This window comes from Acidovorax sp. SUPP1855, from assembly GCF_030158955.1.
Lineage (GTDB): Bacteria > Pseudomonadota > Gammaproteobacteria > Burkholderiales > Burkholderiaceae_C > Paracidovorax.
This window is the reverse complement of sequence record NZ_BQXI01000011.1, coordinates 135512-160380: the sequence shown is the minus strand read 5'-3', so window position 1 is coordinate 160380 and position 24869 is coordinate 135512. Positions and strand designations below refer to the sequence as shown.

The 24869-nt window shown below is 68.5% G+C and carries 21 protein-coding genes and 2 pseudogenes; 14 read left to right on the top strand and 9 right to left on the bottom strand.

What is annotated here, in order from left to right; genetic code table 11:
* Window positions 1-150: 150 nt before the first annotated feature.
* Window positions 151-999 carry a 3-hydroxybutyryl-CoA dehydrogenase gene (locus AVMA1855_RS12280; RefSeq protein WP_284402859.1) on the bottom strand — a complete coding sequence of 283 codons (849 nt, stop codon included), beginning with the start codon at window positions 997-999 and terminating at the stop codon, window positions 151-153.
* A gap of 141 nt (window positions 1000-1140) precedes the next feature.
* On the opposite strand from AVMA1855_RS12280, the gene AVMA1855_RS12275 reads away from it, so the two are divergent.
* On the top strand, window positions 1141-2730 hold the full coding sequence (locus AVMA1855_RS12275; RefSeq protein WP_284425911.1) for a GMC family oxidoreductase: 1590 nt from the start codon (window positions 1141-1143) through the stop codon (window positions 2728-2730).
* A 49-nt stretch (window positions 2731-2779) separates the two neighbouring features.
* On the opposite strand, the gene AVMA1855_RS12270 is transcribed toward AVMA1855_RS12275, so the two are convergent.
* The 6 genes and pseudogenes from AVMA1855_RS12270 to AVMA1855_RS26715 form a co-directional block, all read right to left on the bottom strand.
* Window positions 2780-3622, bottom strand: a complete 843-nt coding sequence (locus AVMA1855_RS12270; protein WP_284425910.1) for an ABC transporter permease — start codon at window positions 3620-3622, stop codon at window positions 2780-2782.
* Between the two features lie 42 nt (window positions 3623-3664).
* On the bottom strand, window positions 3665-4456 hold the full coding sequence (locus AVMA1855_RS12265; RefSeq protein WP_284425909.1) for an anti-sigma factor: 792 nt from the start codon (window positions 4454-4456) through the stop codon (window positions 3665-3667).
* Window positions 4453-5109 (bottom strand): sigma-70 family RNA polymerase sigma factor, encoded by a 657-nt coding sequence (locus AVMA1855_RS12260; RefSeq protein WP_272567101.1) that lies wholly within the window; start codon window positions 5107-5109, stop codon window positions 4453-4455. Before AVMA1855_RS12260 ends, AVMA1855_RS12265 begins: the two co-directional genes overlap by 4 nt.
* Before the next feature lie 46 nt (window positions 5110-5155).
* Window positions 5156-5725 carry a DUF3455 domain-containing protein gene (locus AVMA1855_RS12255; RefSeq protein WP_272567102.1) on the bottom strand — a complete coding sequence of 190 codons (570 nt, stop codon included), beginning with the start codon at window positions 5723-5725 and terminating at the stop codon, window positions 5156-5158.
* A gap of 151 nt (window positions 5726-5876) precedes the next feature.
* Window positions 5877-6218 (bottom strand): ATP-binding cassette domain-containing protein, encoded by a 342-nt coding sequence (locus AVMA1855_RS26720; RefSeq protein WP_498739044.1) that lies wholly within the window; start codon window positions 6216-6218, stop codon window positions 5877-5879.
* 15 nt (window positions 6219-6233) lie between these two features.
* Window positions 6234-6749, bottom strand: a pseudogene (locus tag AVMA1855_RS26715) (ATP-binding cassette domain-containing protein); the annotation flags it as partial.
* 161 nt (window positions 6750-6910) lie between these two features.
* Between AVMA1855_RS26715 and purT the strand changes: the two are divergent.
* Window positions 6911-8113 (top strand): formate-dependent phosphoribosylglycinamide formyltransferase, encoded by a 1203-nt coding sequence (gene purT, locus AVMA1855_RS12245; RefSeq protein WP_284425908.1) that lies wholly within the window; start codon window positions 6911-6913, stop codon window positions 8111-8113.
* 76 nt (window positions 8114-8189) lie between these two features.
* On the opposite strand, the gene AVMA1855_RS12240 is transcribed toward purT, so the two are convergent.
* Window positions 8190-9851, bottom strand: coding sequence for a leucine-rich repeat domain-containing protein (locus tag AVMA1855_RS12240; RefSeq protein WP_284425907.1), 1662 nt, complete (start codon window positions 9849-9851; stop codon window positions 8190-8192).
* 448 nt (window positions 9852-10299) lie between these two features.
* On the opposite strand from AVMA1855_RS12240, the gene AVMA1855_RS12235 reads away from it, so the two are divergent.
* From AVMA1855_RS12235 to AVMA1855_RS12195, 9 genes and pseudogenes are all read left to right on the top strand, one after another.
* Window positions 10300-11538: a SpoIIE family protein phosphatase gene (locus tag AVMA1855_RS12235; RefSeq protein WP_284425906.1), complete on the top strand. Its 1239-nt coding sequence runs from the start codon at window positions 10300-10302 to the stop codon at window positions 11536-11538.
* Window positions 11539-11552: 14 nt separating this feature from the next.
* Window positions 11553-12125: a SiaB family protein kinase gene (locus tag AVMA1855_RS12230; protein WP_272549253.1), complete on the top strand. Its 573-nt coding sequence runs from the start codon at window positions 11553-11555 to the stop codon at window positions 12123-12125.
* Window positions 12126-12158: 33 nt separating this feature from the next.
* On the top strand, window positions 12159-12548 hold the full coding sequence (locus AVMA1855_RS12225) for a DUF1987 domain-containing protein (RefSeq protein ID WP_272567110.1): 390 nt from the start codon (window positions 12159-12161) through the stop codon (window positions 12546-12548).
* Window positions 12549-12553: 5 nt separating this feature from the next.
* On the top strand, window positions 12554-13300 hold the full coding sequence (locus AVMA1855_RS12220; RefSeq protein ID WP_284402849.1) for a GGDEF domain-containing protein: 747 nt from the start codon (window positions 12554-12556) through the stop codon (window positions 13298-13300).
* A complete protein-coding gene (locus AVMA1855_RS12215; protein ID WP_502870322.1) occupies window positions 13297-15537 on the top strand; it encodes a putative bifunctional diguanylate cyclase/phosphodiesterase in 2241 nt (746 codons plus the stop codon). The genes AVMA1855_RS12220 and AVMA1855_RS12215 overlap by 4 nt, the downstream gene beginning before the upstream one ends.
* Window positions 15538-15543: 6 nt before the next feature.
* A pseudogene (locus AVMA1855_RS12210) lies at window positions 15544-15702 on the top strand (formate-dependent phosphoribosylglycinamide formyltransferase); the annotation flags it as partial.
* 20 nt (window positions 15703-15722) lie between these two features.
* The gene (locus AVMA1855_RS12205) at window positions 15723-16490 is read left to right on the top strand and encodes a hypothetical protein (RefSeq protein WP_284425905.1); all 768 of its coding nucleotides are present in this window, start codon (window positions 15723-15725) and stop codon (window positions 16488-16490) included.
* On the top strand, window positions 16481-17428 hold the full coding sequence (locus AVMA1855_RS12200; protein WP_284425904.1) for a hypothetical protein: 948 nt from the start codon (window positions 16481-16483) through the stop codon (window positions 17426-17428). Before AVMA1855_RS12205 ends, AVMA1855_RS12200 begins: the two co-directional genes overlap by 10 nt.
* 121 nt (window positions 17429-17549) lie before the next feature.
* Window positions 17550-18014, top strand: a complete 465-nt coding sequence (locus tag AVMA1855_RS12195; protein WP_284425903.1) for a hypothetical protein — start codon at window positions 17550-17552, stop codon at window positions 18012-18014.
* 70 nt (window positions 18015-18084) lie between these two features.
* Here the strand turns inward: AVMA1855_RS12195 and AVMA1855_RS12190 are convergent, their stop codons facing one another.
* Window positions 18085-19077 carry a LacI family DNA-binding transcriptional regulator gene (locus AVMA1855_RS12190; protein WP_284425902.1) on the bottom strand — a complete coding sequence of 331 codons (993 nt, stop codon included), beginning with the start codon at window positions 19075-19077 and terminating at the stop codon, window positions 18085-18087.
* A gap of 257 nt (window positions 19078-19334) precedes the next feature.
* Between AVMA1855_RS12190 and ptsP the strand changes: the two genes are divergently transcribed.
* From ptsP to AVMA1855_RS12175, 3 genes are all read left to right on the top strand, one after another.
* Entirely contained in the window at window positions 19335-21890 is a 2556-nt protein-coding gene (gene ptsP / locus AVMA1855_RS12185) for a phosphoenolpyruvate--protein phosphotransferase (RefSeq protein ID WP_284425901.1), read from the top strand.
* A gap of 94 nt (window positions 21891-21984) precedes the next feature.
* Entirely contained in the window at window positions 21985-22998 is a 1014-nt protein-coding gene (locus AVMA1855_RS12180; protein WP_284425900.1) for a 1-phosphofructokinase family hexose kinase, read from the top strand.
* A 43-nt stretch (window positions 22999-23041) separates the two neighbouring features.
* A complete protein-coding gene (locus AVMA1855_RS12175) occupies window positions 23042-24841 on the top strand; it encodes a fructose-specific PTS transporter subunit EIIC (protein ID WP_284425899.1) in 1800 nt (599 codons plus the stop codon).
* Window positions 24842-24869 lie beyond the last annotated feature (28 nt).

Here is a 24869-nt window from a genome sequence, read left to right as displayed (position 1 = left end):
AAGGCGGCTGAACGTGTGTGTCCTGCCGCCGAGGGTATGCGTCAAAACGGCCCCCAACGCAATGAGTACTAGGGCATGGCGCTATTGAAAATATAGCAAACATGGCCTGACCCGTTGGAGGGGCCGGGGCTGCCCATGCCCCGGGGAAGGTCAGTACGCGTACACGCCGTGCCCGGTCTTGCGGCCCAGGCGGCCGGCGGCCACCATTTCCTTGAGCAGCGGGCAGGGGCGGTATTTGCTGTCGCCGAACTCGGTCAGGTACACGTTCATCACCGCCAGGCACACGTCCAGGCCGATCATGTCCGCCAGCGCCAGCGGGCCGATGGGCTGGTTGCAGCCGAGCTTCATGCCCGCGTCGATGTCCTCGGGCGTGGCCAGGCCCTCGGCCAGCACGAAGAACGCCTCGTTGATCATTGGCACCAGGATGCGGTTCACCACGAAGCCGGGCGCATTCTTCACGGTGATGGGGCTCTTGCCCAGCGACTCGGACAGGGCCTTCACCGTGTCGTGCGTGGCATCGCTGGTCTGCAGGCCGCGGATGATCTCCACCAGCGCCATCATCGGCACCGGGTTGAAGAAATGCATGCCGATGAAGCGGTCGGGCCGCGACGTGGCGGCGGCCAGTTGCGTGATGGAGATCGACGAGGTGTTGGAGGCGATGATGACCTCCGGCGCCACGATGGCGTCCACCTGCTTCAGGATCTTCACCTTGAGCTCGTGGTTCTCGGTGGCCGCCTCAATCACGATCTGCGCGGCCTTGAGGTCGTCGTAGTTCGTCGAGGTGCGGATGCGCGAGAGGGCCGCGTCCTTGTCGGCGGCGGTGATCTTTTCCTTCTTGATGAGCCGGTCCAGGCTGCCGGCCACGGTGGCCAGGCCCTTTTGCACGGCGGCCTCCGAGATGTCCACCATCACCGCGTGGATGCCCGACACGGCGCAGGCCTGCGCGATGCCGTTGCCCATGGTGCCTGCGCCGATGATGCCGACGGTCGTGATCGTCATATAAAGTCTTTCCGGCCAAATAGCCAAATCAAAAAAACCAAGGGTTGCGCGGATCGGCGTGATCGTATCGGCAATCGCGGGCGGCGCGGCCGGTGCGACACCCCAGCGGCCGCGGCCACTGGCACAGAGGAGACAACGGACATGTTCGACTACATCGTGATCGGCGGTGGCTCGGCCGGCTGCGTGCTGGCGGGGCGCCTGACCGAAGACCCCGCCGTGCGCGTGTGCCTGCTGGAGGCCGGCCCGCCCGACACCAGTGCCCTCATCCACTGCCCGGCCGGCATCGCCCTGATGGCGCGCACCGGCGCCTTCGGCTGGGGGCAGCACACCACGCCGCAGCCCGGCCTGAACGGACGCCGTGGCTACCAGCCACGCGGCAAGGTGCTGGGCGGCTCCAGTTCGCTCAACGCCATGATCTACCTGCGCGGCCAGCCGGCCGACTATGACCACTGGGCCGCCGAGGGCAACCCGGGCTGGGCCTGGAGCGACGTGCTGCCGTACTTTCGCCGCGCCGAGCACAACGAGCGCGGCGCCGACGCCTTACACGGCACGGGCGGCCCGCTCAACGTGATGGACCTGCCGGCGCCCCACCGCATCGCGCGCGATTTCATCGAGGCCGGCGTGCAGGCCGGCCATGCGCGCAATCCCGACTTCAACGGTGCCACGCAGGAGGGCGTGGGCTGGTACCAGGTCACCCACCGCGCGGGCGAGCGCTTCAGCGCCGCCAAGGCCTACCTCGCCCCGCACCGCGGCCGGCCCAACCTGCAGGTGGTGACGCACGCGCGCGCCACGCGCATCCTGTTCGAGGGCCGGCGCGCCGTGGGCGTGGAGTACCGCCAGGGCGGGCAGTCGCACATGGTGCGCGCCGCGCGCGAGGTGCTGCTGAGCGCGGGCGCGCTGCTGTCGCCGCAGTTGCTGATGCTGTCGGGCGTGGGACCGGGCGCGGCGCTGCAGCGCCACGGCATCGCCGTGGTGCACGACCTGCCCGGCGTGGGCGAGCACCTGCACGACCACCCCGACGTGGTGCAGGTGATGGACGCGCCGCGCCTGACGGACCTGTTCGGCCTCTCGCCCACCGCCGCGTGGCAGATGCTGCGCGGGGTGCGCGAATGGAGGGCGCACCGGCGCGGCATGCTGGTGACCAATTTCGCCGAAGCCGGCGGCTTCATCCGGAGCCGCCCCGAGGAGGCCGCGCCCGACCTGCAGCTGCACTTCGTGATCGGCAAGCTCGTGGACCACGGCCGCCGCACGGTGCTGGGCCACGGCTACTCGTGCCACGTGTGCCTGCTGCAGCCCCTGAGCCGCGGCCGGGTCACGCTGGCCGGCCCCGACCCGCACGCCCTGCCGCTGGTGGACCCGGCCTTCTTCGCCGATCCGGACGATCTGCAGCGCATGGTGCGCGGCGTGCGCCGCATGCGCGAGTGGCTGGCGCAGCCGGCGCTGGCCACGCACGGCGCGCGCGAAATGCCGGCCTCGGCCGCGGCGCAGACCGAAGAGGCCATCGGGCAGTTCATCCGCCAGCATGCCGACACGGTGTACCACCCGGTGGGCAGCTGCCGCATGGGGCCCGGCGCGATGGACGTGGTGGGCGCGGACCTGCGCGTGCACGGCCTGGACGGCCTGCGCGTGGTCGACGCGTCGGTCATGCCGCGCATCGTGAGCGGCAACACCAACGCGCCGACCATCATGGTCGCGGAAAAGGCCGTGGACCTGCTGCGCGCAGCGGCCTGAGGCGGATCGCGCAGCTACGCTGCTGGTGGGGGCCTGAAGGCGTGTTCCATCAGGCCTGGAACCGCTTGCGCGTGAGCGCCAGCGCCGTCCAGAACGCCACCACCGTGGTGACCACCAGCACCAGGCCGTGGCGCAGCGGGTGCGCGGGCCACTGGTCCATGAACAGCGGGCGCACCAGCTCCACCGCGTTGGCCAGCGGCAGCCAGTCGGACACATGGCGCACCACGGCGGGCAACTGCTCGCGCGGGAAGAACACGCCCGACAGGAACATCATCGGCGTGAGCACCAGCGTGAAGTAGTAGGTGAAGAAGTCGTAGCCCTTGGCCAGCGCGTTGAAGATCAGCGCGATGCTGGAGAACATCACCCCCACGAACAGCAGCACGGGCCAGGCCACGAGCAGCTTGGGGCTGTGGCTGATCTTCAGCGCCAGCATCACGCCCAGGATGGCGGTCACTGTGAACACGGCCTTGAAGGCGGCCCACAGCATCTCGGCCAGCACCACGTTGTCCAGGCTGACCGGCGCGTTCATGATCCCGTCCCAGGTCTTTTGCACGTGCATGCGCGAGAAGGCCGAGTACAGCGCCTCGAAGCTGGCCGCGTTCATGGCGCTCATGCAGATGGAGCCGCTGGCCAGGAACAGGATGTAGGGCACCTGCGTGCCCCCCACGTTCACCTGGCCCACCAGCGCGCCCATGCCGTACCCGAAGGCGACCAGCCACATCAGCGGCTCGGCGATGTTGCCCACCAGGCTGGGGATGGCCAGCTTGCGCCACACCAGCAGGTTGCGCAGGAAGACGGGCCACCAGCGGGCGGACAGCTCGGGCGCGCGCCAGATCGAGGGGGTGGCCGGTCGGACCGGCGTGGCGGGGCTGGGGTGGGGGGCGGTGGACATGGCGCTATTGTGCGGCGGCCGAGCGACGGGCCGCGGCCGGGCTCACAGCACCTTCACCGCCCGGCCGATGTACTGGATCGGGCCGGTGGGCTTGCCGATGGGCGAGCCGCTCGGGGGCTCCAGCGTCAACTCGAACAACTGGTTGGGCTGCAGCGGCGGCAGCTTTTCCAGCGCCAACTGCAATGACTGGCCGGGCTGGACCAGTCCCAGCGAGACCGGGCCACTCCAGCTGTCGGCCTTGGTCCAGAACTCCAGCGCGCGGCCCGCGGGCACTTCGGCCACGCCCAGCGGAATGAGCTGGAGCGCGCTGGGCGAATTTGCCTGCACGACCCAGCCGGGCGCCTTGTCCTGCGGTGCCACCAGCACCACCATGAACTGCGGGGGCGTGGCCTGCGGTGCCACGCGGGTGACCAGCACCGCGGCCAGCACGGCCGCCATGGCAAAGCCCGAGCCCGCCAGCCCGCGCCACAGGCCCAGGTGGTTCCACCAGTTTCGGGAAGGCCGGGCCGGCGCCGGCCGGGGCGCTGGTGGCGCGGCCGGTGAATGGGAATGTGAATGGGCGGCGGGCGCGCTGGCCTGTGCGCCGTCGGCGGCCTGCAGCGAGGCATCGATGCGCGTCCACAGCTGGGCCGGCGGTGCGATCGGCTCGGCCAGCCCGGCCAGCGGCAGCAGCCGCGCTTCCCAGTCGGCCACGGCGCGCTGCAGGGCCGGGTCCGATGAAAGGCGCTGCGCCACGCGGGCGCGGGCGGCGGCGGACAAGGTGCCCAGCACGTACTCGCCGGCCAGCAGGTTCAGGTCTTCGGGCACGGCGGGATGGGGGATCGGCGCGGTCATGCCATGCACTCCCGCAGCGAGGTCAGGCTGCGCCGTATCCACGCCTTCACGGTGCCCAGCGGCGCGCCCAGGCGTTCGGCGATTTCGCCGTGCGAGCAGCCATCCACATAGGCGTGCAGCACGCAGTTGCGCCGCGCCGGGTCCAGGCCCTCCAGGCAGTGCTGCAGGCGGCCCAGGCTGGCGTTGAGTTCGAAGGCTTCCGCGATCTCGCGGTGGGCCTGCACCGACTGCTCGGCCTCCAGGGCCTGCACGGTGTCGTCGTCCACGTCGAGGTGACGGCCCGCATCGCGCACGGCGTTCAGGGCCAGGTTGCGCACCACGCTGTAGATCCAGCCGCGGGCGCTGCCCCGGCTGGCATCGAAGCTGCCGGCGCGCGTCCAGATGTTCACGCAGGCGTCGTGCACGATGTCCTCGGCCAACGCCCGCTGCCGCACGATGCGCCAGGCCACGCCCAGCAGGCGCGGCCCCTCGTGCTCGTACAGGCGGCGCATGGCCTGCCGGTCGCCCGCCGCGCAGCGGGCCAGGGTGGCTTCGTAGTCGAAGTCGTCGTCAGCGGCAGGCGTGGAAGGCAAGGGGCGGTGGCTCCAGCGGTCGAAGGCCGGGCGCTGGCGTCGATCGGCCGCCCGGAACGTGGGCCGCATGGTAGCCGACATGACCGTGCTCCAAAGGCTTTCGACCCTGAAAGACCCGCCCGGGCCGTCAGGCGGCCTTCCAGAAGATGTAGTCGGCCTGGTACTTCACGGTCTGGCGGTCGCCCTTGTTGGTGGCGGTGCAGGCCGCGGCCGGGGCCACGCCGCCCTTGAGCGCCACGCGCTGGATGAAGGTCACGCCCGTCAGCGCGCCCGAGCCCATGGCCGGGTTGGCCTTCACGAGCTGGTAGGGCAGGTTGCCGGTGCCGGCCGGCGCCACGGCCAGCTGCGTGGCGGTGACCTTGGAGCCGTCCTGCGCCTCCCAGGTGGCGGGCGGGCCGTAATACGTGCCCACCTGCTTGCCGCTGCGGTCGTTCAGCACGGCCTTCGGTCCCACGAACACCCATTCGGTCTGGCCGGGCATGTTGGCCTTGTCGCGGCATTCGTAGGTGATGTCGCCCACGCCCACGGTTTCCCAGGCCACCTTGTTGCCGGCCGGCACCTTGATCGACTCGGGCAGGCTGTCCTGCGAGAACTTCGGGCCCGATGCCGACATGGAGCCGCAGGCCGCGAGCAGGGCCGCGGCGGCGATGGCGCCGGTCAGGGGGATGAGGCGAGAGAGCGTTGGCTGGATGGTCATGGCGTTTCCCTTGTCTTCGGTTGGGTTGAAAAAAGCAGCAGCAATCTCCGCTGCTGCAGGTACTACCCATGGGAACGCCGTTTGGATGCAGGCCGCGCGAAATATTTTTTTCGAAAGCCGCGCGGCCCGGCTTTTTTACCAGGCGGCCGGTTCAGCCGTCTTCGCGGATCTGCCGGCCGGTGAGTTTCAGGAACAGGTCTTCCAGGTTGGCCGGCCGGTGCAGCGTGCGCAGGTGCCCGTGCGTGCTGAGGGCGGCCAGCAGCGGCCGGGCGTCGTGCGTGTAGAAAAACACCGTCTCGCCGCTCACCTCCACCCGGGCGGCGAGCGGGCGCAGGGCGGCGTCTTCGGCGAGCGCCACGGCGCCCACGCCGAACAGCTCCACCACGTCGGGCTCCAGGTGCTCGGCGATCAGCTCGCGCGGGCGGCCTTCGGCGATCTTGCGGCCGTGGTCCAGCACCAGCAGGCGCGAACACAGGCGCTCGGCCTCGTCCATGAAATGCGTGGTCAGCAGGATCGACTTGCCCTGCTGCACCAGCAATTGCAGGCGCTCCCACATCAGGTGGCGGGCCTGCGGATCCAGGCCGGTGGTGGGCTCGTCCAGCAGCAGCAGGCGCGGGTCGTTCACCAGGGCGCGGGCCAGCGACAGGCGCCGCTTCATCCCGCCCGACAGCTCGCCCGGCTTGGCGCCGGCCTTGTGCGTGAGTGCCGCGAACTCCAGCAGGCGCGGCACGCGCTCCTGCATCACCGCGCCCTTGAGCCCGAAGTAGCGGCCGAAGATGCGCAGGTTCTCCGCGCAGGTGAAGTCCGGGTCCAGCGTGTCGAACTGCGTCACCACGCCCAGCTGCGCCTTGATGGCCAGCGCGTCCTGGGGCATGGCCAGCGGCGTGCCGGCCCCTTCCGGGTGGAAATGCACGCTGCCGCCGTCGGGCGCGGTCAGGCCCAGGCACATGCGGATGGTGGTGGTCTTGCCGGCGCCGTTGGGGCCGATGACGCCCAGGCATTCGCCGGGCGCGATGGAGAACGAGACATCGTCGACCACCGTGGCATCGCCGTAGCGCTTGTGCAGGTGATCGATCTGGAGAAGGGGGGGGTGCGCCATGGGCGTCTATTATTGTTCGCCGTCCTCCGGGACCGCGCCCCCGTTTTTTCCCGACCCTTCTTCTTCATTCCATCCCTTCACCTGCTATGACCACTCTCGGCACCCCCCTTTCGCCCTCGGCCACCAAAGTCATGCTGCTCGGCTCGGGCGAGCTGGGCAAGGAAGTCCTCATCGCCCTGCAGCGCCTGGGCGTGGAGACCATTGCCGTGGACCGCTACGAGAACGCGCCCGGCCAGCAGGTGGCCCACCACGCGCGCACCATCACCATGAGCGATCCGGCCCAGCTCAAGGCGCTCATCGAGGCCGAGCGGCCCCACCTCGTGGTGCCCGAGATCGAGGCCATCGCCACGCCCATGCTCGAAGAGCTGGAGGCCGCCGGCACCGTGCGCGTGATTCCCACCGCCCGTGCCGCGCGCCTGACCATGGACCGCGAAGGCATCCGCCGCCTGGCCGCCGAAACGCTGGGCCTGCCCACCAGCCCCTACCAATTCTGCAATTCGCTGGAAGAGCTGCAGGCGGCCATTGACGGCGGCATCGGCTACCCCTGCATCGTCAAGCCCGTGATGAGCAGCTCCGGCAAGGGCCAGAGCAAGATCGACGGCCCGGCCGACGTGCAAAAGGCCTGGGACTACGCCATGGCCGGCGGCCGCGTGAGCCATGGCCGCGTCATCGTCGAAGGCTTCATCGACTTCGACTACGAGATCACCCTGCTCACCGTGCGCGCGCTCGGCGAAGGCGGCCAGCCCGAAACGCACTTTTGCGAACCCATCGGCCACATCCAGGTCAGCGGCGACTACGTGGAAAGCTGGCAGCCCCAGCCCATGCGCCCCGCGGCCCTGGAGCGCGCCCGTGAGATCGCCAAGGCCGTGACCGACGACCTCGGCGGCCAGGGGCTCTTCGGGGTGGAACTGTTCGTGAAGGGCGATGCCGTGTGGTTCAGCGAGGTGAGCCCCCGCCCGCACGACACGGGCCTGGTCACCCTGGCCACGCAGGTGCAGAGCGAGTTCGAGCTGCACGCCCGCGCCATCCTGGGCCTGCCCGTCAACACCGCCCTGCGCAGCCCGGGTGCCAGCGCCGTCATCTACGGCGGCATGGATGCGCAAGGCATCGCCTTCGACGGCGTGGATGAGGCCCTGCGCGTGCCGAACACCGACCTGCGCCTGTTTGGCAAGCCCGAGAGTTTCGTGAAGCGGCGCATGGGCGTGGCGCTGGCGTTCGATGCCGATGTCGAGGTGGCGCGCGAGCGGGCCAAGCTGGCGGCCGGCAAGGTCAGGCCACGCAAGGGGTGACCTTTCCAGCCGGCTGCCAGGTCACGGGCGGTCTGCGGTATGGGCCGAGGGGCTGAACCACGGGTGGGGCGCTGCCTCAGCGGGTGAACCCCCATTCCTTGACCAGTTGCGCGGCCCGTTGCTGGATGGCCGCATTCGCGATCCCCTGCTCCTTCTTGTTCCGTTCACTGGCCGCGTTGTCCGTCATCCGGCCTTTCTCGGCCTTCTCGAAGGCCGCCACGGCTTTGCCAGCGGCCTTTTCCATGGCGGCGGCGCCTTTCTTGTCGTGCAGGGTGACGTAGGCGCGCAGCGGGGGCCACATTTGCTCCCGCAGGGCCACGGGGTCCCATTCCTCCAGAAGGCGATGCCGCGACATCCGCATCTCGGGATCCTGCAGCGCCTGCGTCACGAGGGAAAGCGCTTCTTCACGGTCCTTCGTGTGCAGGATCCGGTGCTCCAGCAGATGCGAATAGGCGGTCCGGACATCGCCCTCGATCTCCGGCGCCCCTCCTGCGATCGTCACGCCGTCCAGGGGGTTGCGCTGCCTGGGGGCATGCGCGTCGACAAACTCGGCGAATGAACTGCGATAGGTTTCGGACCCGACCGCTTCGGCCACGACTTCCTCGACCATGTCGATGGTGTCATGGGTCAATCGCTGTGCGCCGAATCTGCCCTGGATGCTGAGGCCTTGTGCCCATCGCTCGAAATGCCGGGCCAGGTCCTCGTCGATGCGTCTCAACTCGTTGCCGAGTTCGGTCAGCCGTGCGTCCGGCCGTACGGCGGAGCGCGACGGCGCGTTGGCAGGCCTGCGGACTGCATGGGAGGGGCCGGCCGCGCCCGCTGCCTGGGGATTGCGGATCTGCTCCAGCTGGGCGTTCAGCGATTCCGGCACCAGGATATTGCAGTGCGCCGGCAGCCTGGCGAGGGTGCGCGGCAGGCGTGTGATCCCGGTGCCTCGCAGGTCCAGCGTGCGCAGATTGGACAGGTCGCCGATGCTCGCGGGCAACTCACGCAAAGCGGAGCAACCGTTCAAGTAAAGCGATGCCAGGCCCCGTAGCTTGCCCAGGGCGATCGGCAGCTTTTCGAGGCGCTTGTTGTTCTGCAGATCCAGTTCTCGCAGCAGCCGCAAGTCTGTCAGGCTGGCAGGCAGCGATTGCAGCCGGCGAGCGGATTGCACGGTCAGGAAGCGGAGGTTCTTGAGCTGCCCGAGAGTCTCCGGAAGCGCTCTCAGGCGGGACACGTCGCGCAGTTCGAGGTGATTCAGGTTCTTCAGCTCGGTCAAGCTGCCCGGCAGGCGCTCGTATTTGCCGCCGGTCTGGGTCAGCGTCGTGAGACGCTGCATCGCGCCGATGTTGTCGGGCAATTCCGTGAGCGCCGTGCCGCGCACTATCAAGGCTTGCAGCGACTGCATGTCGCCCAGGGCCTGCGGCAGCGTCTTGCCAGGAAAATCGTCCAGGGTCAGCGCCGTGTTCCCTGAGGCTGCGGCCTCTTTCATGGCGGCGGCGGCCTGCTTCAGTTTTTTTCGCACTGCGGGGACGGCGTCTGCAGTGGCAGCGCTGGTGGAGGACGTCGCGCCTGCCGCATCGCCCTGGGCCGTCGCCAGGCTTTGCTTCAGCCAGGTGTCGATTCCCCGCGCCATGTCTGACGGCGGGCTGGCGGTCGAGGGATGCAGCGGCGAGCGCGGGGCCGAACCGGAGGATGCGTGCAGCGGTGAGCGGGAAGGCGATGCCGCGCTCTGATGCAGCGGCGAGCGCAGCATGCGCGTGAGGAAATTGCCCCGTGGACGGAGGGTTTCGGCAGCGGCTGGGGCCGCGTCGGGCGTGGTGTCGGGGCGGGGACGCCTCGCAAGCTTCGGCCCGCCTTCCAGGCTCTCAGGAGACGGGGGAATCAGGCGGTCCGTGGGGCGCGGCGCCGAAGGGGATGCCTCCGAGACCGGCCTTTGGCGGGGCGGCGTTGAGCGATGGACGGGGAGCATCTTTTCGAGGCGCAGGGCACTTCTGTGGAAAGGGATGTGGCAAGAGGCTGCAGAGCCCTGCGCCATGGCCGGAGCCGCGGGCGAAAAGGGTGCGCAGGGTCCGAACTTGCTGCTCTGCGATGCATTGGCCTGCCGTGCTGCCTTTTGCGCAGCGCCAAACCGTCACCATCCTGTCATCGCGGCGAAATATGAAATGAATAACATTTGCTAACAAACAGCCCCCTTGGCCCCCATGTCCGCAAATTCCGAGTACCTGAGCAGCTTTCGGCCCCGTTTCCGTCAGCCCAGTGCGGCGGACCTGTGCAACATGGTGCCCTGCATGACGACCGACCAGACCAACGAACAGGTCATGGAGGTGTTCGGCCAGCACCGCGACCTCGTCAGCCTGCCCGTCGTGGAGGGCAGGCAGCCCATCGGGCTGATCAACCGGAACATCTTCCTCTCCCAGATGAGCAAGCCGTTTCGCATGGAGCTCTACGGCCGCAAGAGCTGCATCGCGTTCATGGACAAGGAGCCGCTGATCGTCGATGCCGCGCTGGACATCGAGGCGCTGACGTTCAAGACGGTGGAATGCGGCGAAAAGGCCCTGTCCGATGGCTTCATCATCACCCACGAGGGGGCCTTCATCGGCGTGGGCAACGGGCTGCAGCTGATGCGTGTGGTGGCCGACATGCAGGCCTCGCGCAACCGCCAGGTCATGCACAGCATCGAATACGCGAGCGTGATCCAGCAGTCCACGCTGCGCAGCTCGCTCGAGGCGCTGGCACGCGTGTGCCCCGGCGCGCACCTGGTCTGGGAGCCGCGCGACGTGGTCGGGGGCGACTTCTACCAGTTCAGCACCGAGCCTGACGGCTGGTTCGCCACCGTCGCCGACTGCACGGGCCATGGCGTGCCGGGCGCCTTCATGACCCTGATCGCCTCCACCAGCCTCAACCAGGCGATCAAGCAGCACGGCGCCCGCGATCCCGCGCAGCTGCTGGGCAGCGTGAACCGCAGCATCAAGCAGATGCTGGGGCAGCAGGATGCGCAGGAAGGCACGGAGCGCTCCAACGACGGCATGGATGCCGCCTGCTTCTGGTTCGAGCCGGCGCAGGGGCGCCTGGTCTTCGCGGGGGCGCGGCTGTCGCTGTTCCTGGTGCGGCCCGGCGCCGACGCGGTCGAGATCATCGAAGGACAGCGCAAAGGCGTGGGCTACGTGGACAGCGACTTCGATTTCGCCTGGAACAACCAGGAGCTGATCCTGCCCCCCGGCACGCTGCTTTTCGTCAGCACCGACGGCCTGATCGACCAGGTGGGCGGCCCGCGCGCGATCGCGCTGGGAAAACGCCGCGTGCGGGAGTTGCTCTTCGAGCAGCGGGAGCGCACGCCCGCGGAGATCAACCGGGCCGTGCTCGATGCGCTGGAGCAGTGGCAGGGCCAGGGCGATCACCACCGCCGCGACGACCTCACCTTTTTTTGCTTTCGCACCTGAGACGGAAATCCGCCATGTCCTCGTTCATGAACGCTGAAAACCCCGGTTCCTTCTTCAACCTGGCCAGGCAGCACCGCGTCATCTTCTACTACGTGGGCTACTTCTCGCAGAACATCATCGCGGCCATGGCCGATGCGGTGAAACTGCAGCTGGAGGTCGCCGACGTGGCGGGACCGACGCGGCGCAAGCTGTTCTCGTCCTTCGTGGAGATGGCGCAGAACATCATCCATTACTCCGCCGATACGCTCACGCCCCCCAGCCATGACAACGGCGAACTGCGCCACGGCTCGGTATGCATCCGCCGCGAGGCCGACGGCAGCTTCCTGCTGCTGTGCGCCAACCCGGTGGAGCCGCGTATCGCCGACGAACTGCGCGAGAAGCTGGCCGCGCTGCGCAGCATGACGCTGGAAGAGATCAAGCAGGCCTACCGCCAGACCCTGCGCGAGGAGACCCCCGAGGGCAGCAAGGGCGCAGGCATGGGGTTCCTCACCATGGCCCGCGACGCCCGCGAACCGCTGGAATTTGGCTTCGACGCGACGCAAGGACCCGACCAGGCGCCGGTGTTCTATCTGAAAGCGGCGATCTGACGCGCCAAGCCCGCAAACGAATCGAGATCACAGATGGACAACCTCTACATCGCACCGACCCCCAGTTCACCGGAGGTGGACTTCAAGTTCGACGCCCACGCGCTGAGCTTGCGCGGCGAGTCCTACCCCGAGAATGCCGCGGCGTTCTATGGCGACGTTCTCACGCAGCTCAGGGCCTATCTGGCCGAGCAGGTCGACACCAAAATCGAGGTGAGCATCGCGCTCGCCTACTTCAACAGCTCGAGCACCAAGATGCTCTTCAACCTGATCGAGGCGCTCAGCGATGCGGCCGGCGCGGGCAACGAGATCGTGGTGCACTGGTACCACGATGAGGAAGACGACACCATCCTCGAATTCGGCCAGGAGCTCAGCGAAGACTTTCCCGCCATCCATTTCTCGACCCACCCCGTCAGCGCGGCCTGATGCCCATGGACGCCGCGACCCCCCCGGACCTGTTCGAAGCCGAAAACCAGGCCTTGCTGGTCGCACGCAGCGTCTACCAGCGCCATGAAGGCCTGGAAGAGGCCCCCTGCCGGCAGGCGCTGGGCGATCTGCTGGTCGCCTACGAGCGGCTGCTGCGGGAGACGCGTCGCCTGGTGCGCCGCAGCGACCGGGCGGAACTGGACATGAACCAGCTGAACCTGCGGCTGCAGGACCTGGCAGCCCAGTTGGAGTACCGGGCCAACCACGACCCGCTGACCGGCGTGCTCAACCGGGCGGCCATCATCGAGCGGGTCAACCAGCAGTTGCGAAGCGGCGGCCTCGCGTTGATCGTGCTGGACATCGACCATTTCAAGCGCATCAACGACAGTTTCGGCCACCCGGTGGGCGACCGGGTGATCCTGGGCGTGGTCGCCTGCCTGCAGGCCGTCGTGCCCCCGACCGCGCAGGTCGGCCGGGTCGGCGGCGAGGAATTCACCGTGGTGCTGCCGGGGCAGGGCCACGATACGGCGATGCCGGTGGCCGAGGCCTTGCGCCAGGCCATCGAGTCCCACCGTTTCGACCTGCCCGATGGCAGCGGCATCACTGCCAGCTTCGGGCTGAGCTGCCTGGCGCAGGGCGGTACCTTCGACAACGCCTACGGTCTGGCGGACGAAGCCTTGTACGTTGCCAAGCGCGGCGGCCGCAATCGCGTGTCGCTCGCCCCGTGCAGCCGCCACCTGCCTGCCGCATGAACGCCGGGGTGGCGCCCGACTGTCCAGCGCCGGAAGTCGCCGCCGCGCGCGCCGTCCGCACCCGCGACCCGCAGGGCGAGCCCGACTGGCGCATCCTCGTCGTGGACAGCGACGCAGGCGTGCATGCGGCCATGCGCGCAGCGCTGCAGGGCCGCACGCTTTTCGGCCGCGCCCTGGCGCCGCGGCACGCTTTTTCGGGCGAAGAAGCGCGTGCGTTGCTGATGGGCGAGCCGAACGTGGCGATGGTGCTGCTCGACGTGGCTTCGGAGCCGGTGGGCGGCACCGGCGCGGCGGCCGGCACCGCCCTGGCGCTGGTGGACTTCATCCGCCACGCCGCCCGCCTGCCCAACGCGCGCATCGTGCTGCGAACGGGCCAGCCCGGGCCAGTCATGGACCTGGACACCCTGCTGCAGTACGACATCAACGACTACCGCCCCAAGTCCGAGCTGACGCATGACCGGCTGCTGGCCCTGGTCGTCACCTCCGTGCGGTCCTACCAGCGGCTGTGCGCCGCCGAGGCCAGCCGCCGCAGCCTGGAACTCATCGTGCGGTCCAGCGCGTCCTTGCTGGAGACCACCGATCCGCGGGCTTTCGCCTCGGGCGTCATCACCCAGCTGGCGGCATTGCTGGGCGTCGCATGCCATGCGCTGGTGTGCGCGCAGCAGGGAGAGACTGCGGGCCGGTTCCAGGTGCTGGCGGCCGCCGGCCGGTTCGCCGTCCTCGCTGACGGCCCGTTCGATGCCGTTGCCGCCCGGCCCGAGTGGAGCGTGCTGCGCCGTGTGCTGGAGGGCCGCTGCAATGGGTATGCCGCCGATGGCGGCGTGGCGCTGTACATCGGGCACCAGGGCCGGCAGGGCATGGCCGTCTTCATCGACGTGCCCGCGGCGCGCGGTGCGCTCGATACCCAGATGCTGGATGTCTTCTGCGCCAACCTGGGTACCCTGCTGCACAACCACGGCCTGCTCGCGCGGCTGCACGAATACGCCTATTACGACCCGCTGGTCCGCCTGCCCAACCGCGCGCACTTCGTCGAGAAGGTGGACGAGTGCGCTCGCCTCGGCACGCGCGGTCACATCCTGGCGCTGCTCGACATCGACGATTTCAGCGCCACCAACGACGTCATGGGCCACCGCTTCGGGGACTGCCTGCTGGAGCGGGTCGCCCGCGCGCTGTCCGCGGCACTGCCACCGGGCGTGCTGCTGGCCCGCCTGGGGGCGGACACGTTCGGCGTGCTGGGGGCGGTGGCGCAGGTGTCGCTGCAGCGGCTGCTGGACTGCGTCCGCCGGCCCCTGGCGGTGAATGGCGTGGCGCAAAAGGTGTCGCTCACCTGCGGCTATGTCTTCCTGCCCGAGGTGCCGCAGGCGGGCGCCGATCTCGTCAAGGACGCCACCATCGCCTTGAAGCGCGCCAAGCGCGACCACCGCGGTCAGCACGTGGAATATTCGGACCACATGGGGGCCGAGGCCCGCACCCGGGCGCTGCTGCTGTCCGATCTGCGGGCGGCCATCGACACGGCCAAGCTCTTTCTGGTCTACCAACCCCAGATCGACCTGGCGACCCGGCGCCTGGTGGGGCTGGAAGCCCTGGTGCGCTGGCGCGCGGACGACGGCCAGCTGATATCGCCCGACCAGTTCATTCCGGTGGCCGAGCATTCGGGACTCATCGTGGCGCTGGGCAAGTGGGTGCTGTCCACCGCGTGCGCCTGCATGCGGGAGTTGCTGGAGGCGGGCCATGCACCCGGGCGCATGGCGGTCAACGTGTCGTCCGTGCAGTTGCAGGACCCCGCTTTTTTCGACACGGTCTGCGCGGCCCTGGCGGACAGCGGGCTCCAGGGGCCGCAACTGGAGCTGGAGATCACGGAGTCGGTGGCCGCGCTGCCCACCCAATTGCTGAACTCGACCCTGTCCAGCCTGCGCGCGCAAGGCATCTCCATCGCGATCGACGATTTCGGCACGGGCTATTCCTCGCTGAGCTACCTGGAGCGGCTGGCGCTCGACCGCATCAAGATCGACCGCTCCTTCGTGCGCCACCTGGGCGAGCCGCACGGCGTTCGCATCGCGGAAATGGTGGCGCAACTGGGCCGCAAGCTCGGGCTGCAGGTGCTGGCCGAGGGCATCGAGGATGCCGCGGCGCTGCGTGCCCTGCTGGACATGGGCTGCCACGAGGGCCAGGGCTACCACATCGCCATGCCGATGGAGAAGGGGGCCCTCATGGCCTGGCTGCAGCAACGGCGGTGAGCCGGGGCCACGCGCGTGTCGAACACCGACCTGAGCCTGTTCGGCAAGCCCGAGAGTTTCGTGAAGCGGCGCATGGGCGTGGCGCTGGCGTTCGATGCCGACGTCGAGGTGGCGCGGGAGCGGGCCAAGTTGGCGGCCGGCAAGGTCAGCCCGCGCCAGGAATAAGGAATGGATGTTCGCCCGGTGTGGCGAACCTACTGATACAAGTGTTATGTTGTGCAAATCTTATATTGAGAAATAGATTTGCTTCTGCTTTCGGTTTGGCTTATCTGGCGGAAGCTCTGGCTGCCATCGACCATGGGCTTTTTGCAACAGAACCTATGAATAGTTCTACATTCTTATGGCCGCGGCATCAGAAAAATTTTGCTATGCCAGAATGTCTTGATAGTATTGCGAATGTTTCGCATTGCATGCATAACTTTCTGGGAGGGAAAATGAAACGTATTTTGGCTCCGCTCGTCTTTGCTTTGCCGTTGGTTGCATTCGCTCAAACACTTCCACAGGTTACCGTGACTGCTCAGGGCTACTATAGCTTTGGCTACGATACCTACAGTTATGGCGGTGGCCAGGGAGGGGCTGTGCCCTTTGATGAATATCCTATTCTTATTGCCGGTGCTGCTTCATTTGCAGATGCGAGCAGCGTAAGGTGTAGTTCTTCTGGGTCTAGTAAAGAGGTCACTTCCCAGAGCAGCGTAACCGAGCGTTGGATTGCAGCGGAAGAGGTTTACCGCCGCCTCAAGCTCTTTGATACTTTTTGGACTCGATTTGGTATCAATAACTCGGTTGATAGAAAAGGGTATTTTGTCGTTATTTATGCTGATGGCTATAAAGAGCAGTGGGCAGTGATTTCACCGCTATTCTCCACTGTGACTCCAGGGTCGCCCATGCCGGGCACCCTTGAGCCCGGGAGTACTCCTGCTGGCGTAGTGACGCCGCATCCGGTATGCGGATGATGCAAAAAATAGCAGTGTCCTGCGTGGTTGTTGGGATTTTCGCTATATTGGCGTGGAACCATCTGTCTTTTGGAGGGGGGGCTGCTCCAAAGATGCAAACGAATAATGGTGCCAAATCTGCGCCGCCTCCGTTCAGCGCCGGAGTGGGGGAAAATCTTGCGGATCATGAGGAGGTGTCAACTCGTCAAGTGGAAGCCCCGGCTGGAAAAGTTGTAAATAGCTTGGCGAAAAATTTCCATGAGTCAAGAAATTTAAGGAAGGTCTATCTTGATGCAATGCAAAATTTCGATAAAGGAGGCGGGCTTTATGCCTTGAATATCGTGATGCGCTGCGCGGCCACCAAAAGGGATCAGGCGCGGTTGGATTGGGTAGCACAGTCTCGAGAGCAAGAGGCGGCAAAAATTCTGCGCGAGGAAAGGTGTTCATCCTTCATCGAGTCTGAAATTTCGCCCGAGCATATCAGGGCGATACGTCAAGCTGCCAGCCAAGGCGGCGATCCCTACATCAAGCTGATTGACTCAACTGCTGGTAAAGCGCTTGGTAATCAAGAGCGAGCCCAAATCGTTCGGAAAATCTTTGATTCCCGTGATCCGCTCCTTTTGGAGCAGTTTTCGGCGGCTCTTTTTTATGAAAATGGTGATGGAATATGGTTGAACGGCAAGTCGTATAAACAGGAAGGGGCACATCAAATATTTACGACGGCGTGGTTGGCGGCTTCGTGCAACATCATGGAAGGCAATTGTGGTGGATCGTTCGATGCATACGCGGTTGAAGGATGCGCACTGACCAATAAGTGTTTTGCGAACAGGCAGGAATTTTTTGAGAACGATGTTGAAGAGCGCTTTGGAAGGGCAGGTGTCGGATTGTATAAAGAAATATTTCCTATCATTTCTAATGCGGTAACGAATGCTGACTCTTCTGTTTTTGAAAAGAAATAAATTTTTAAAATTCTTCCGCAGAGCGATGGAGTTTAAAAAATCATTGAGACTCGTGTAAGTCAATGGTTGCGATTGCAGAGCAGATAATAATCAGATTGAAATTAAAAGGATGCGCTGAGTCATGAGCCGCATCGCCTTAATGGCATTCCTTGCCCTGCCACTGGGCGCCACAGCCAGCGAATCATTGCTCACGCGCCAAGTGGAATCCCTACCCCTGTCTGTGCAAAAGGTCGAAACCTGCGGCGCCTGGACCCAGGCGGACCGGGCAGGTTACTACCGTGTGGTCGTTGTCGATGTGCACGAAGGGGCGGGCAGCGAGATCTACGTGCAGTGGCTCACGCAGCCGACGCAGGAGCGGAGGTCGGAGTTGGTCCGGACCCTGGCGTTTCCCGAACTCAATGACGACCACAGCCAGTACGCCATTCAGGAAATGCGGTGCAGGAAGGTGGGTAGCGGAATCGAGATCGCGATCAAGGCGCAGTACGAGCACGACACGGTGGAAAAGACCCATGCCATTCGGGTCCTTGTCAAAGCAGCGGGAACCTACGCGATATCGGGCATGGCGCGCGGCAGCCAACGGCGCTGAGCCTGGATGGGGTGGTGCTGCGCATCGCTGGGCGGACGATTCCCCGCCAACCGTTTCGAGCTCAGCCTCGTCATCCCCTGCGCGTGGAGCCCCGCGCCAGCAGCGCTCCTTCCAGCACCACCCGCCGCACCGTCCGTTCGGGCTCTGCCAGCCGCTGCAGCAGCAACTCGGCCGCGGTGCGCCCGATGTCGTAGGTGGGCTGCGCGATCACCGTCACGTCCAGGGCCGGCAAGGCCGTCCAGTCGTTGTTGTCGAAGCCGGCCAGGCCGATGTCGTTCGGCATGGACAGGCCCGCGGCCTGGATCGCGTGCACCGCGCCCAGCAGCAGCAGGCCGTTCGTGGCCAGCAAGGCGTCCGGGCGTGGCACGCCGCCGGTGCCCGCCAGCAGCGCCGTGGCGGTGGCCATGCCGGCCTCGCGCGTGGGGGCGACCCAGTGCGGATCGGGCGCCAGCCCGCGTTCGCGCAGCGCATCCGCGTAGCCGGCCTGGCGCTCCTGGCCTGTGGTGCTGTGCGTGCCAGCCAGCACAGCGATGCGGCGGTAGCCGGCGTCCAGCAGGTGTTCGGTGGCCCGCCGGGCGGCCGCGCGGTTGTCCAGCACGACGCGGTCGGCGCGGGTGGTGTCGAGGGCGCGGTCCACCAGCACCATCGGAAACGGCCAGTCGGCGGGCCGCAGGCGCTTGAGGCCTTCCATGGTGGGCGAGAGGATCACGCCGCTGGCCTGCTCGTCGGCCATCAGTTCGAGGTAGGACTGCTCCTTGGCCGGGTCTTCATCGGTGTTGCACAGGATGAGCCGTAGGCCGTGGCGGTAGGCCAAGTCCTCCACCGCGCGGCCCACGTCGGTGAAGAACGGGCTGCGGATGTCCGAGACGATCAGCCCCACCAGCGAGGCCCGCTGCTGGCGCAGGCGCCGGGCCGCCAGGTTGGGGCGGTAGGCGAGCGCGGCGATGGCCTGCTCGACGCGCTCGCGCAGCGGCGTGCTCACGGCGGCGGGGTTCGACAGCACGCGCGATACGGTGGTGGTGGAGACGCCCGCGCGCTCCGCGACGTCCTTGATGCTGGCCAAGCGGCTTTCTCCTACAAAAGAAACCGGCGTTCTGGTATCGATTCCTGAAATCACTTTGCGACGGCCGATCTTGCCGCAGGCGGCGACAGGCCAGGGCGTTGATTCTGCGCTGCCTCGCGGGGGTTGCCGTGGCATTCATTCATAGGGGATTACCCGAATTTCCATAGGAAAGGGGTTCTTCGCAGCCTTGTCCGCTCTGAAAAGCAGTTTCATAATCCTGCTCTGGAATCGATACCAAAACAAGGAGACATCGCACCATGTCCACGATCCCGGTCGAGGTCCGCCTGGGCGCCGCGCCCCACAACCGAGAAGATGCCGTGCGCGCCGCGGGCGCGCTGCTGGCCCAGGCCGGCCATGCCCAGCCCGCCTACACCGACAGCCTGCTGCAGCGCGAGAAAGTCGCCAACACCTTCCTGGGCCAGGGCCTGGCCATTCCGCACGGCATGGTCGAGGACAAGCACCTCGTGCGGCGCACCGGCCTGGCCGTGCTGCAGGTACCGGGCGGTGTGCGCTGGGGCGACGATGCCAAGCAGGCACGCCTGGTGGTGGCCATTGCCGCCGCGTCGGACGAGCACATCGCGGTGCTGCGCCGCCTGACCCGCCTGATGCGCGACGACCCCCTGATGGACCGTCTGGCGACCACGCGGGATGCCGGCGAGATCGTGCGGGCGCTCACGGGCGAGGAGTCCGCAGGGGCGGCCGAGGCCGCCGGGCTGGAGGACTTTCCGCTGGGCCACAAGCTGTCGCTCAACTACCCCAACGGCCTGCATGCGCGCCCAGCCGGGCAATGGGCGCAAGCGGTCAAGCGCTTCACCGCGCGGGTGCATGTGCGCTGCGGCGACACGGTGGCCGATGCCAAGAACCTGGCCGCGCTCCTAAGCCTGGGCGCGGGGCGCGGCGCGCAGCTGCGCCTGTCGGCACAAGGCCCTGATGCCCCGGCGGCGCTGGCCGCCCTGCGCGACACCATCGTGCGGCTGGGCGAGGAGGAAAGCCGCCAGGCCGAACTGTCCGCCGCGCGCCAGGCGCAGGCCCAAGGGCTGGGGCGCGAGCTGGGCGACTGGCAGCCCACGGCCCGCCAGACCTTCACCGGCATCGCGGCCAGCCCGGGCCTCGTGATCGGCACGCTGGTGCAGGCCGGCGCCGCGGCGCTGGAGGTGGACGACCGCTTCACCTCGGTGGCCGCCGAGGCCGCCGCGCTGGACCAGGCCCTGGCCGCCGCGCTGGCGCAGTTGCAGCAGCTGGCCGATGGCGCGCGCGCTGCGGGCAAGGCCGAGCAGGCGGGTATCTTCACCGCCCACGCGGGCCTGCTGCAGGATGCCGACCTGCTGCTGGCCACCAGCCGCAGCGTGGTGCAGGGCCACGGCGTGGCCTGGGCCTGGCGCCGCGCGGTGGGCGAGCGGGTGGCCGCGCAGCGTGCGCTGGCCGATGCCACGCTGGCCGCGCGCGCGGCCGATGTACAGGACGTGGGCGAGCGCGTGCTGCGCCACCTGCTGGGGCGCGGACACGAGGCCGAAGGCGGCGCCGCCGCCGCGTGGCCGGCCGATGCCATCTTGCTGGCGGACGACCTGTCGCCCTCGGTCACCGTGCAGATCGACACGGCCAAGGTGCGGGGCTTTTGCACCGCGCGCGGCGGCCCGACTGCCCACACCGCCATCCTGGCGCGCGCCCTGGGGCTGCCCGCCGTCGTGGCGGCCGGCCCCGGCGTGCTGGGCGCCGATGCCGCGGCCGGCACGTCCGCCATCCTGGACGGCTACCGGGGCCGGCTCTACGTGGGCCCAAGCGAGACGGCGCTGATCGAGGCGCGCGAGCGCATGCAGCGCCTGGCCCGCCGGCAGGAGGAAGAGGCCCGCACCCGCCAGCTGCCCGCCACCACCACCGACGGCCACACGGTGGAGATCGCCGCCAATGCCAACCGGGCCGACCAGGCCACGCACGCGCTGGCGGCGGGGGCTGAGGGCGTGGGCCTGATGCGCACCGAATTTCTGTTCCTGGAGCGCGACGCGGTGCCCGACGAGGACGACCAGTACGCCGTGTACCGCGCCATGGTCGAGGCGCTGGACGGCCGCCCGCTGATCGTGCGCACGCTGGACATCGGCGGCGACAAGCAGGTGCCGCACCTGGACCTGCCGGTGGAGGACAACCCCTTTCTCGGCCTGCGCGGCGCGCGGCTGTGCCTGCGCCGCGACGACCTGCTGGTGCCGCAGCTGCGGGCGCTGTACCGCGCGGCGCGGCACGGCCCGCTGTCGGTCATGTTCCCGATGATCAGCACCGTGGAAGAGGTGCACCAGCTGCGCCAGCGCATGGAAGCGGTGCGCCGCGAGCTGGACGCGCCCCAGGTGCCCGTGGGCATCATGATCGAGGTGCCCTCGGCCGCGCTGATGGCCGACCGGCTGGCGGCGCATGTGGATTTCTTCTCCATCGGCACCAACGACCTCACGCAGTACGCGCTGGCGGTGGACCGGCAGCACCCCGAGCTGGCCGGCATGGCCGACAGCCTGCACCCCTCGGTGCTGCGGCTCATCGAACGCACCATCGCCGGCGCCCGGGCCCATGGGCGCTGGGTGGGCGTGTGCGGCGGACTGGCGGGCGAGCCGCTGGGCGCGGCGCTGCTGGCCGGCCTGGGCGTGCAGGAGCTGAGCATGAGCAGCGGCGACATCGGCAGCGTCAAGGCGCTGCTGCGCCGCCATTCCCTGGCCGAGCTGCAGGACCTCGCCCGCCGCGCGCTGGACGTGGACACCGCCGACGAGGTGCGCGCCCTGGGCGCCGCGCTGCGCCCGGCCGGCCCGGTGGCCGATACAGGGGATGCATCATGAGGTTTGCTATGAAAAATATAGCGATATGCCATAGTATTGATTGCGCTGGGACCGTTTTTGATGCGGCATGTACCATGCCGGGAAAGGCCGCGCCATGACGCCCGAAGTTCTGGCCGGCGCGGCCGCGCCTGCCCGCGTGTTCACCATCACGCTCAACCCGGCCATCGACCAGACGGTGCGCATTCCCACGCTCGTGCCCGGCGCCGTGCACCGGGCGCTGGGGCAGCAGACCGAGGCCGGCGGCAAGGGCATCGGCGTGGCGGCGGTGCTGGCGGCCCTGGGCGTGCCGGTGACCGCCAGCGGCTGGCTGGGCGCCGAGAACGACGGCGTGTTCACCACCGCCTTCGCCGCCAGCGGCATCGCTGACGCCATGGTGCGGGTGGCGGGCAGCACCCGCACCAACATCAAGCTGGCCGATGCCGGGCGGGGCGACTCGACCGACATCAACCTGCCCGGCCTGTCCCTGCCGCCCGAGGCGCTGGCGCAGGCCGAAGCCCGGTTGCTGGCCACGCTGCAGCAGCAGGTGCAGTACGGCGACTGGTGCGAGCTGGCCGGCAGCCTGCCGCCCGGCGCGGCGGCGGGCGTGTGGGAGCGGCTGGCGCGCGCCCTAGCGGCCCAGGGCGCGCACATCGTGATCGACACGGGCGGCGACGTGCTGCGGCAGCTGCTGCAGCGCCTGTCCGACCCGGCCACCGGCCCGGCGGTGCCGGTGGCGCTCGTCAAGCCCAACCGGGCCGAGCTGGAAGAACTGGCCGGCCGCGCGCTGCCCACGCTGGCGGAGGTGGCCCAGGCCGCGTCCGATTTGTGCCGGCGCTACGGCGTGCGGCAGGCGGTCGTCTCGCTCGGCGGCGATGGCGCGGTGATCGCCACGCCCCAGGGGCGCTGGCATGCCGAGGCACCGCGCGTGCCGGTGGCCACCACGGTGGGGGCGGGCGACGCGCTGGTGGCCGGCACGCTCGCCGCGCTCGCGCAGGGCGGCACCTTCCCCGGCGCGGCCGCCTTCGGCATGGCCTGCGCCGCCGCGCGCATCCAGCGCATCGCGCCCGGCCTGCCGCCGCGTGCCGAGGTGGATGCCATCGCCGCCGCCATCGCGCCGCAGCCGGTCTGACCGGCCCCGCCACATCAAACGAATCCGCACGGAGACCCATCCCATGGCCCACCTCATCGCCATCGCCGCCAGCCAGGCCGGCCCGGCGCACAGCTTCATGACCGGCGAGGCGCTGCGCGCCGCCGCCGAACGGCTCGGCCACCACATCGCCCTGAGCGTGCGCAGCAGCCTGGGCGCGCAGGGCGGCTGGACGGACGACGAACTCTTGCGTGCCGACGCCGTCATCATCGCGGCCGACATGGCCGTGGACCGCAGCGGCCTGCCTGCCGCACGCCTGCACGAGACCACGCCGGGGGCCGTGCTGGCCGATGCGGCCGACGTCGTGCGCGCCGCGCTGGCGCGCTCGGGCGCAGGCGGTGGGACAGTGGCGGCGCACGGCGGGCCGGCTCCAGCCGTAGCGGCGGTGCCGGCGGTGGCCACTGCCGACGTGGCGCGCCCCCTTCGCATCGTCGCCATCACCTCCTGCCCCACGGGCGTGGCCCACACCTTCATGGCGGCCGAAGCGCTGGAGCAGGGCGCCCAGGCGCTGGGCCACACCATCAAGGTCGAGACGCAGGGCTCGGTCGGCGCGCAGAACGCGCTCACGGCGGACGAGATCGCCCAGGCCGATCTGGTCGTCATCGCCGCCGACACGCAGGTGGACCGCGCGCGCTTCGCTGGCAAGCGGCTCCATGCGACCGGCACCAAGGCCGCGATCCACGACGCGGCCGCGGTGTTCGCCCAGGCGGCGGCGCAGGCCGCCGTGTGGGGCGGCGCGCCCGCTGCGGGCGCGGCCGCGACGCCCGGGGCGGCGCCTGCCGGCGCCGCCGCCCGCAGCACGGAGCGCACCGGCCCCTACAAGCACCTGATGACCGGCGTGTCGTTCATGCTGCCCTTCGTGGTCGCGGGCGGGCTGCTGATCGCGCTGGCCTTCGCGCTGGGCGGCATCTACGTGTACGACGACGCGCACCAGGGCACGCTGGGCTGGACGCTGTTCCAGATCGGCGCCAAGGCCGGCTTCACGCTCATGCTGCCGGCGCTGGCGGGCTACATTGCGTTCTCCATCGCCGACCGGCCGGGCATCGCGCCGGGCATGATCGGCGGCCTGCTCGCGGGCACCGTGGGCGCGGGCTTCCTGGGCGCCATTGCCGCGGGCTTCATCGCGGGCTATGCGGTGCACTGGATGAACCGCGCCATCCGCCTGCCGCGCACGCTCGACGGGTTGAAACCCGTGCTGCTGCTGCCGCTGCTGGGCACGCTGGTGGTCGGCGTGCTCATGATGATGGTCATCGGCAAGCCCATGGCCGGTGTGATGGCAGCGCTCACCGAATGGCTCAAGGGCCTGCAGACCGGCAGCGCCGTGCTGCTGGGCGTGATCCTCGGCGCGATGATGGCCTTCGACATGGGCGGCCCGGTCAACAAGGCGGCCTATGTGTTCTCCACCACGCTGATCGCCAGCGGCGTGGCCAACCCGATGGCCGCCACCATGGCTGCCGGCATGGTGCCGCCGCTGGGCATCGCGCTGGCGTGCTGGGTGTTCCGCAGCCGCTTCAGCGCCGAGGAGCGCGAGGCCTCCAAGGCCGTCGCCGTGCTGGGCCTGGCCTTCATCACCGAAGGCGCCATCCCGTTCGTCGCGCGCGACCCGCTGCGGGTGATTCCCGCCTGCATGGCCGGTGCGGCGGTGGCGGGTGGCCTGTCGATGATGTGGAACATCGGCCTGCAGGCACCACACGGCGGCGTGTTCGTGCTGGCCATTCCGAACGCGGTCAACCACGTGGTGCTGTACGCGCTGGCGATCGCGGCCGGCACGGGGGTGACCGCGCTGGCGCTGGGGGTGCTCAAGCGGCGGGTGGTTGTGGCGTAGCGCCCTCGGCGCAGGGGCGGCACCGCCC